Annotated in this window: 6 protein-coding genes; 2 read left to right on the top strand and 4 right to left on the bottom strand. The window is 63.6% G+C overall.

The window, feature by feature from the left end; all coding sequences use genetic code 11:
• Both KDH09_00770 and KDH09_00765 read left to right on the top strand, forming a co-directional pair.
• The coding region (locus tag KDH09_00770; protein MCB0218199.1) for a hypothetical protein at nt 1-2,288 on the top strand (2,288 nt) is incomplete at its 5' end.
• Nucleotides 2,289-2,307: 19 nt separating this feature from the next.
• Nucleotides 2,308-3,015: a rhomboid family intramembrane serine protease gene (locus tag KDH09_00765; protein MCB0218198.1), complete on the top strand. Its 708-nt coding sequence runs from the start codon at nt 2,308-2,310 to the stop codon at nt 3,013-3,015.
• Here KDH09_00765 and KDH09_00760 read toward each other — a convergent pair whose 3' ends face one another.
• From KDH09_00760 to KDH09_00745, 4 genes are all read right to left on the bottom strand, one after another.
• A complete protein-coding gene (locus tag KDH09_00760; protein MCB0218197.1) occupies nt 3,016-4,395 on the bottom strand; it encodes a TldD/PmbA family protein in 1,380 nt (459 codons plus the stop codon). It abuts the gene before it with no gap.
• Nucleotides 4,396-4,464: 69 nt separating this feature from the next.
• The gene (locus KDH09_00755; GenBank protein MCB0218196.1) at nt 4,465-5,925 is read right to left on the bottom strand and encodes a hypothetical protein; all 1,461 of its coding nucleotides are present in this window, start codon (nt 5,923-5,925) and stop codon (nt 4,465-4,467) included.
• Nucleotides 5,922-6,437, bottom strand: a complete 516-nt coding sequence (locus tag KDH09_00750; GenBank protein MCB0218195.1) for a DUF1285 domain-containing protein — start codon at nt 6,435-6,437, stop codon at nt 5,922-5,924. Before KDH09_00750 ends, KDH09_00755 begins: the two co-directional genes overlap by 4 nt.
• A gap of 29 nt (nt 6,438-6,466) precedes the next feature.
• Entirely contained in the window at nt 6,467-7,243 is a 777-nt protein-coding gene (locus KDH09_00745) for a PilZ domain-containing protein (GenBank protein MCB0218194.1), read from the bottom strand.
• Between the last annotated feature and the right edge of the window lie 175 nt (nt 7,244-7,418).

Below are 7,418 nucleotides of genomic sequence, written 5' to 3'. Positions count from 1 at the left end.
TGTTTCTGGAGAGCGGCGACATTGTCTCGACCGTGACTCGCATGAGCCGCAAGCCCGAACGCGCGCATCATTTCCGCACAGAGCCCGACTATCCGATTGTCGTGCTGGTGAACGAGGGCAGCGCCTCGGCTTCCGAAATCGTTTCGGGCGCCCTCAAAAATCACGGCCGCGCGGTGGTCATCGGCAATCGGACCTTCGGAAAGGGCTCGGTGCAGAATCTCTTTGAGCTTCCACTGGGCGCCGCGCTCAAGCTCACAGTGGCGCAGTATCTGACCCCGGGCGACCAGTCGATCCAGTCGGTGGGCGTCGCTCCCGACGTATTGCTGCATCCCATCGAGGTCTCCGCCGACGAGATCCGCATGTCGGAATCAAGCCGCCGCCGCGAAGAGAAGCAGGACTACCATCTTGAGGGCATCAAGACGGCTTCGGCGCGCGAAAAATACCGCCTGCCCTATCTTGTCGAGATCAAGAAAAAGACCGACGAGGAACTCGAGCGCGAAGCGATCGAGGACGAATACAACAACCGCCGCAAGATCGATCTTGAGGCGGACTATCCCGTCGACCTCGCCCGTCGCCTCATCATGGCGGCCAAGGATTCCAGGCGCGACGCCTTCTACGGGCAGAGCCTGCCGATGCTGCGCGAAGAGGAATCGCGTCAGAGCAAGCTGATCACCGAATCGCTGGCTCGCCGCAACCTCGACTGGTCGGAGTGTGAAACGACCGGTCCGGTCAAGCTCAGCACCAAGGTCGAAGTGCTCGACGAGAACAAGAAACCCGAGAAAATCGCAGATGCCGGTGCCGATCACTATCTCAAGCTCACGGTCAAGAATGCTGGGACCGGGACCGTTTGCCGCCTGCGCGCGACGACGGAATCCGACATTCCCTTCCTGCATCGGCGCGAGTTTGTGCTCGGCACCATGGCGCCGGGCGAGACCACCTCGCAGATGATTCCCTTCAAGCTGGCCAAGAGCACGCTTGGACGCACCAGCGACGTGGAGTTCACCTTCGTTGCAGATGCCGACAAGGAAGTGCTCGACGTGGCTGCTCCGGTCACCCTGCGTGGCGGCGAACAGCCGAGCTTCGCGCTTTCCTATGAACTCGTTGACAAGCCCGATGGCGATGCCGCCCAGGGCAACGGCAACGGGCTCATCGAACCGGGTGAGACCATCGGTCTCAAGGTGACGGTCAAGAATGTCGGCAAGGGCGAGAGCACCTCTTCCACCCTGCGCATTCGCACCATGGGCGGCGCGCTGGTCGAAGTTCCCGAGGGGCGCGGTAATTACAAGTTCAAGACGATCAAGCCGGGCGAGGAAAAGCAGGGGACAATCTATGTCACGCTCAAGCCCGACTATCTCGACAGCACGTTGGGCCTGGAACTGACCCACGTCGACAACGAATTCGGTACGGGCCTCGTGCGCAAGCTCGAACTGACTGTTGCGCGCGAGGGGGCCAAGGGCCTGAGCGCTGCCGACATCGAGCGCACCCGCGGCCAGACGTTTGCTCCGCCCCGCGTGGAAGTCGACAGTGTGGGAATGACGGGGCTTTCCTCGGACGGCGCGGAAATCAACCTGACGGGCGAGCTTCGTGACGACGTGCGCGTCAAGGATTTCTATCTCGCGCTCAATGGCGAGAAGATTTATTACCGCTCCTACGAGGCGGCCGCGGCGGAGCGGTTCGACCGCTTCAAGTTCAACACGAAGGTTCCCCTGGAGCCCGGTTCGAATTTCGTTCTCATTGTCACCCGCGACAGCGATGACCTGACTACGCGCTACCCGCTCTATATCTGGAGCACGCTTCCCAAGCCGGTTGAGGAAGAGGCCGAGAGCAAAAATATGCAAGCAAGCACCGGCGACCCCGTGCTTCGCTCCCAAGCGCCCGGCGACGGGACACGCAAGGTCCTGGTGCACCCCTTCATCGCGGTGACCAGCGCCGATGCCGACATCGCCGCGCAACTCACCGATCTCTTTGGCCAGAACGCGAAGAAGGCTTCCTGCGCCCGGCTGGTTCCCGGCGAGGCGATCTCCGATGCCGCCCGCCGCATGGGAATGAGCCAGGGCTGCGTGGCCGAGGCCTGCCAGATCAACGTGGCGCGCGAGGTGCAGGCCGACGTGCTGGTGCGTGGCGAACTCACCCGCGCCGGCGCAGTCTACGTCTTCAGCATCGTGGTGAGCGATCTCTCCACCGGTCGGGTGCTGCTCTCCGACCGCGTGCTCTCGGAGAAGGCCGACCTCATTCGGAAGGCCCAAAGCCTTGCCGCGCGCGTGGGTGATGTCATCCCCTGCCGATGATCCGTTTCCCCTGTAATCCGTGATCCCCTACCGCGACGAGAACCCGACCCGCACCACGCCGGTGCTGATTTATGTATTCATTGCGCTCAATGTCGCGGCTTTTCTCTACAGTATCTTCACCCCAGAGGGTTTCGAACACTGGATTATGCGGTGGGGACTCATTCCCGCGGCGCTCTGGAAGAACCCCGGCGGCGGAATGCCGCCGCACTATGTCGGCCTTTTCTCCTCCATGTGGTTACACGGCGGGTTTCTTCACATCTTGGGCAACATGTGGTTTCTCTGGATCTTTGGCGACAATGTCGAAGATCACTTGGGACACGGACGCTTCATCACGTTCTATCTGGTGTGCGGCGTAATCGCTACGCTCACCCATGCGCTCATCGCCCATGAGGCCACTGTTCCGCTCGTCGGGGCCAGCGGCGCGATTGCGGGGGTGCTGGCCGCCTACTTGCGCTTCTACCCGCGCCACCGGGTACGCGCGGTCATTCCGCTCTTTATCACGGCGTTTTTTGTGCGGCTTCCCGCCGCAGTGTTTATCTTCTTTTGGCTGGCAATGCAGCTTCTGGGGCAGCTTCAGTGGCAGGCGATGGTTGCCGCCGGACAGCAGGGTGGCGGCGTTGCCTATGGCGCACACCTGGGCGGATTTGCCGCGGGATTCATTCTTGCCGGACCCTTTGCCCACGGGCGCGGAGAACCCAGGCGCCCGCCACCTGATCGCGGCTGGTAACTAGTGCTGGCCGCCCACCACGATTTCGGGAATGCGAATCGTGGGCTGGGCATCGGCGACGGGAACGCCCTGGCCTTCCTTGCCGCAGGTTCCGATGCCGAACCCCAGATCGCTGCCCACGCGGTCGATCTCCATGAGAATCTTGGGGCCGTTGCCTGTGAGTGTTGCGCCGCGCACTGCGTGGCCGATCTGGCCGCGTTCGATGATGAAGCCCTCGGAGACTTCAAAAACAAAGTCGCCGTTGACGGTGTTCACCTGGCCGCCACCCATCTGGGTAACGAGCAGGCCGCGGTGTACGCTGGAGATGATGTCACCGGGATCGTCCGAGCCCGGCGCGATCATGGTGTTGCTCATGCGCACAATGGGCAGGTGCTCGTAGGACTCGCGGCGCCCGTTGCCGGTGGGGCGCGCGCCGTCCTTGCCGGCAGTGATGCGCGACTCCATGAAACGCTTCAGAATGCCGTTTTCGACCAGCACGGTGCGCTGGCCGGGAACGCCTTCGTCGTCGAAGCGATACGAACCACGCTTACCGCCCAGGGTGGCATCGTCGATCACCGTGACGAGCGGGGAGGCAATGCGCTCACCGAGCTTGTCGGCGTAGACGGATAGCTCCTCCTGCGCGAGGTCGGCTTCGAGGCCGTGTCCGACGGCTTCATGAATCATCGTGCCGCCGGCGCTGCTCGAGAGCACCACCGTCATGGGCCCGCCGCGCGCCTTGGGCGCGCGCAACAGCATGCGTGCGCGATCGGCCGCCACGCGCGCGACGTGCTCGACCTGCTCGCCTTCGAGAATTTCATAACCAAGTGTGCCACCGACGGGCTCATAGCCCGTCTCGACGGTATCGCCGCGCTCTGCGACGACGTGCACGCTGTAAGTCAGATACGTGCGGTGATCCTCGGCCCAGAGTCCCTCGGAATTGGCGATGAGTACATCGCCCTCGTTGTCGCGAAGACTCACGGTTACCTGCCGAATGTCGGGAACCGAGCGCGCGCGGGCGTTGCCGCGCTCTAAGTAGGAGACTTTTTCATCGAGCGAGATGCGGGCGGGTTTCTTGAGGACCCGTTGCATCGGGGCGCCGCGTTTTTTCTTGAACGAGAATCGTTGGCGGCCCGCCGCACCATTGGCCGCGCCGGCCAGGAAACGCGCGACTTCGAGCAGCGCGGTTTCGGAAAAATCGTTGGAGTAGCCGTAGACCTCGCGCCCCTCGCGAACGAGCCGCAAGCCCACGCCGGCGTCCTGGCCGCAGACCACGTCTTCAAGACGCCCGTCCTCAAGGAGAATGCGCGTCCCGGTGGATGCCTCGCAATAGACCTCGGCAAAATCGCCGCCGCGCGAGAGCGCGGCCTTGAGGACTCTGGCAACCGTTGGCTCACTGAGCATGGGAAACACTCTAGCGTCTTGCCGCTCCGCAGGGGAGGGGGGCGGCCCCGTGGTTGAAGGGGCGGGAAATCAGCGAAGAGCGCTGCCGGAAACGATGGCCTTGAGCAGCTCGGGGAGCGCGGTCGCGCGCCGCTGGATTTCGGCGCGGGCGCTCTCGAGGGCATCGGGGGAGAGCAGGCGGGCGCGCTCTTCGGCGCCGGCCTCTTCGAGGCGTCGTTGGGAGAGGCCGAGCAGCGCGGGGGTCAGGGAGCCCGCTACCTCGCGCACGAGCATTAGGGCCAGCTCAATCTGTTCGTTGCCGGGCCGGCCCGCCGCCCGCGCAATAAATAGATCGTGCAGACCTTCCCGAATGAGAACGTGGATACCGGCCAGCCGGGCAAGGTCACGGGGCAGGGGGCGAAAGCCCACATGAACCTCGTCCATGAGCTCCAGCAGTGAGGCTCCCAGTGCCGCCGGGGCCTGGGCGAAGGCGCAAAGCAACAGACCGTCGCGCCAGTAGAGCTCTGCTGGAACGAAGCGTTCACCGGATTTTTGCGAGGGGGCCAGCGCATCGATCGCCTGCTCGAAAAGATCGAGGCGCCCGTGCACTTCAATCGGCGCTCCCAGAATCAGAAGGCCGAATTCCCATTTTTTTGAATCGGGCCGCTTCCAGATGCGTCGCGCACCGCTCTGTCGCGTGCTTTCTGGAAGAACGAGCGCGTAGTTGGTACCAAAAGCAAAAATCTTCTCGGGCCCTCCGCGAAGAAAGACGGCGCTGCCGTCTTCAAGGGTGCACAGCTCGAAGGGTTTCGGCGCGAATGCGATCTCCGGGGAGGCGTCTGCTTCCCCGAAGGCAATGCCTTCTGCCTGCGCGCAAAAACGCGCGCGCAGTTCCTGTAGGCTCTCGTCGTTGCCGGGGACGGGTGCAAAGCTCTCCTGCAAGGCATCGAAGAGATGCCCGGTGGGATAGCGCCCGCGGTAGCGGACAGCACTCATGCCCTGATCGATCAGAAGTTGCGCGAGAAAATTGAGCAGAATGCTGCCGCCCCCGCCGGTGAGCTTGTTTGGCTCCCACGCGGCAGGAATGTGATCGATCGCTTCGTAGTCGATGGCTTCCTGGCTCGTGAGGGTTTGCCACTGCTCGCCGGTTCGCGACTCGCCGATGTCGATGCGGTCGGCGCGCTGCCAGATTCGCGGCTCTCCCTCACCCGGAACAAGGCGCAGCCAGCGGCCATTGGGAAGGCGCAGCCGGGCATCGATGAGCCCGCGCGTGTCCGACCAGCGGTTCCACTCGATGACTTCGCCGCCGGGATCGAGCGCGCACAGCCGGCGGGGCGTGCCGCCGGGGGAGCTGGCCGGATCGTAGAACACGATGGACCCGTGGGGACGCACGCGCGCGAGCAGGAACCCGCCGACGCGCCAGAGGGTCTCGCCACCCGCAGTGGTTTCGGGATCAGCCTGTTCAAGGGCGGCAAGGAACTCCTGGCGCGAAACGGGGGCCGGGGCGCTGTGCGCGTAACGAAGGAGGCGGTCGGCCTCTTCGGCGCTCACTGGACGGGTTTCTCCCGCTTGCCGAAGGGCGATGAATTTGCGCCGAGGCGCAGGACGATCTCGCCATCTTTCTCGTCGAGGTGTTGTGTGAGCTGGTAGTAGGCCGGCCGGAAAAAGCGTGCTTCTTCTTTCCCATTTTTTACCCGGCAGTAAAGTACGTTGCCTTCGCCCACTGCGAGAGTGGCCGGATCGAGACGCTCGGTGCTTTGGTCGGTGAGAATGAGGTCGAGACCGACGAGAGCGCCGCCTTCCACAACATCGCGAACCGCACGCACTCCGTAGGGCGCATCTTCGCAGTGGACGTAACTCCACGCGTTGCCGATGGTGACGATGAGCTTTCCTTCATCGTTGCGGCTCATGCTCTCGTTGAGAACCTTGAGTGTTTTGGCATGCAGGATCGGACGACCGTCGTAGAACCAGTTGCACTCCTTGTCCATGCTGATGAGGTTGCGGAAATGCGCGAGCATTTCAGGAGTGATGCCTGGCGGGAGTTGTTCTTCGTCGTCGATCACGGTTGGTCTCTCATCAGGGAGGGCGGGCGTCAGCCGCGACCCAGAAGCTTGTGAAGCCGTTGCGTCAGCTCGGGATGGCCGGAAACCCACCAGGCTGCACCGGTGATCGCGGCCAGGAGCAGGCCCCACTTGATCAGTTGGCCAATGTACCAGCCGAAGCCGCGCTTTTCGAGCTTGCGCAGTTCGGCCAGATTGTGTTTGTCCTGTTCGCTCATTGCAGCGCGGGGATTGCGGGTGACCTCGCGTTCCAGGCGGCTGGGCGTGGGAACAAATCGCGGATCGGGCTGATTGAGATTCTGGACGCGCGAGCTGCCGTAGGGCCCGCGCGGGGGGCGCGGGCTCAGATCCGGCGCGAGCTCGAGTGGCGCTTCGGGCAGGGTGCCGCTGTAACCCTGGTCGTCTTCGGGCTCGAATACGAACTTGAGCATGTGGTCGGTGCCAACCTCGCCGAAGGCGTCCTCACTGATCTCGCGCCCCAGGCTCACCTGAAGAAACTGGATCAGTGCTTTCTTGTCGATTCCGTAGAGCGCAAGGAACTCCACGCCCATACCCGGCGAATCGACGCCGGCGGGGAGGGAGCGCCGGACCACGCCGACGGCCTTGATGGTCGGCTCGCCGGGGCCCAGGTTGATGTGCATGAAGACTTCGGTTCCCTCAAGGGCCGGCTGGGCGGTGTGAATGAACACGCCGTTCTCCGAGAGATCGGTGCTCACGCCGTTGACGATTTTCCTGCCCACCTTGTAGCGCACGGCCAGCCGGGCCTGCAGGCGCGTATCACGGCGGCGCTCGGAACCATCGTCGCTCATGCGAGCACCTCCGGGGCGCACGCGGCATATTGGCGCTGAAGTTGTTGTAGTCGGCAGTTCACTGCTGGATCCCCGTCCCCCGTTTGCACAGGAAGCTTTATCGCCCCCAAAGCGCGGGCGCAAGCGGCGCCGCTCAGGCGGGCTGCTGTTGCGAGACGCAGTGCAGGGCGCCCCC

The organism is Chrysiogenia bacterium (genome assembly GCA_020434085.1).
Lineage (GTDB): Bacteria > JAGRBM01 > JAGRBM01 > JAGRBM01 > JAGRBM01 > JAGRBM01.
This window is presented reverse-complemented; position numbering and strand designations above follow the sequence as displayed.